The organism is Corynebacterium sp. EPI-003-04-2554_SCH2473622 (genome assembly GCF_001665955.1).
Classification (GTDB): Bacteria; Actinomycetota; Actinomycetes; order Mycobacteriales; family Mycobacteriaceae; genus Corynebacterium; species Corynebacterium pseudodiphtheriticum.
The window spans coordinates 1-1,813 of record NZ_LZMN01000068.1; the positions used below are offsets into that span (position 1 = coordinate 1).

Here is a 1,813-nt window from a genome sequence, read left to right on the forward strand (position 1 = left end):
CAGTGGGTTCGGGGTTCGATTCCCTGATGGCGCACTTTCTCACCCCCGGTAGGCTCATCGCCGCCGGGGGTCTTTCCTGTTTCAAGCCAGTGACGATCAACGCCTGTAGCGAAAGCAATTAGCGAGATAGTCGCACGCCGTGGGTCGCTAGAACCGCGTTCAAGATTCGCTATTGCAGTTCGCGAAAGCCCTGTCAGTTCAGCTAAATCAGATTGCTGAAGCGAAGCAAATTCCCGCGCAAGCCTTACGCGGTGTTTTAGTTCAAATTCTGGAATTGCGCCCGCCGTATTTATGGAAGTTGTCATATGTCCATTATGGCGCATACCTGCCGTTATGGACAAGTGTAAAGCAACGAACTTAACTTATGTCCATTACTGCACTTGACGTAAGTATTTCCACGTCGGTATAACTTAACTTATGTTAAGTACTGAACTTATTGGGGTTTGCGAAGCTGCCGAGATGCTAGGGATATCCCGGCAGGGGCTGCATGAACGGATAAGGCGCGGGCTGATTAACCCAACGGGACGGATAGGTAAGCGGCGAACGATGGTGTTCGAGCGCGCCGATATTGAAAAGATCGCAGAATCCGAGGCGGTGGCCTAATGGCTCGCACGAAATTCGCTAGCGCGGTGCCGTGGATTCGTATTCGCGAGATCGTCCAAGCCGCTTACTCATTCCACGATTCCAGCGGAATTATCGCCGTATGCGACGTGCTCTATGGGCATCTAGATGAATCCCAACGCGAAGAAGTCATCAGTCATCTTCGCGAAGTATTCAACCGGCCGATCGCATCGCCTAAGCATCAAAAGCTAAATAAGCGCTACCTAACGCTGCTAGCAGAACGGAAAGATTAATGAATCCCGTAACACCGCGCCTGGCAGGCTCAAATATTGATCTGTATATCGAGCACCTCAACGCGATCAATTCAAAGATTCAAGAATCGAATCGGCCTGAAAGCTACAAAGACGGCTACGCGGCAGCCACCAAGCTCGCAACCAATCGCATCGCCGAGCTATGGGAATCCGCAGTGAGATCAGCCCTGGCAATCAACGAGATGCTTGCCCAACAAGGACAGCTCGACGAAGACCTAGACGATGCCTTCGAGACCGCGCAAGCAATCGCAAATAACCGCAAGTCCAAAACCGACTAAGACCCGTGGGTCTATGTGGTCGCCCTAGTCGGGAGTTCCTAGGGCGACGTCATAGGTCTACGGATCTAGATCGCAAGACACCGCGATCAAACCACACAAAACAATGCACACCTTGGTCAGCTTTATGAGGTAAGTTCCTGGCCGCCGATCTCACTAAACAAACTGCCTGCACGTATGCGCTTTCGCTGCACGTAAATCGATCTCATTCGTGCCGAGATCGTGCCACACCGGTGCCTAGCTAGCCCGGCCATGGCGCAGCACGAGGGCCGATTGGCAAAGACATGCCAGTCGGCTATTAGTCGTGGGCTGACATCGGAAAGCGGAAAAATTGGGAAAAATCCATTGGGGGGTCAGCCTGGCGGTTAATAATCCACACCTATCAATAGCTACCTACACCACCCACTGCACACCGTAAGGATTTCCACCATGGCATCGAATCTATTATCTAGCCCTCTACCGAGAGAATACGAACTAGGTAAATGCTCGTATCCAAGTGTGAACCCCAGAGACTATGACGCTGACTGCACAGTTGCCTATGCCAGTCCTACGGCTAACGGCAAGACCTCACCGTCTGCTAGGGCCGCCGATGCCATAGACAAATGCGAGGGCTGCCCCATAATCCAACTCTGTGCAGAGATGGCACTCAAGGAAAAGCCATACGGG

4 protein-coding genes are annotated in these 1,813 nt (G+C 52.3%); 3 read left to right on the forward strand and 1 reads right to left on the reverse strand.

The window, feature by feature from the left end; all coding sequences use genetic code 11:
* Positions 1 to 305, reverse strand: a 305-nt coding sequence (locus A5774_RS07520; RefSeq protein ID WP_064834154.1) for a helix-turn-helix transcriptional regulator, incomplete at its 3' end; no start/stop codon positions are given.
* A gap of 112 nt (positions 306 to 417) precedes the next feature.
* On the opposite strand from A5774_RS07520, the gene A5774_RS07525 reads away from it, so the two are divergent.
* Genes A5774_RS07525 through A5774_RS07535 form a run of 3 tightly spaced genes read left to right on the forward strand, consistent with a single transcriptional unit; the run spans position 418 to position 1,150 of the window.
* A complete protein-coding gene (locus A5774_RS07525; protein WP_064834156.1) occupies positions 418 to 603 on the forward strand; it encodes a helix-turn-helix domain-containing protein in 186 nt (61 codons plus the stop codon).
* Entirely contained in the window at positions 603 to 854 is a 252-nt protein-coding gene (locus tag A5774_RS07530; RefSeq protein WP_064834158.1) for a hypothetical protein, read from the forward strand. The genes A5774_RS07525 and A5774_RS07530 overlap by 1 nt, the downstream gene beginning before the upstream one ends.
* Positions 854 to 1,150: a hypothetical protein gene (locus A5774_RS07535; protein ID WP_064834160.1), complete on the forward strand. Its 297-nt coding sequence runs from the start codon at positions 854 to 856 to the stop codon at positions 1,148 to 1,150. The genes A5774_RS07530 and A5774_RS07535 overlap by 1 nt, the downstream gene beginning before the upstream one ends.
* Positions 1,151 to 1,813: the final 663 nt, after the last annotated feature.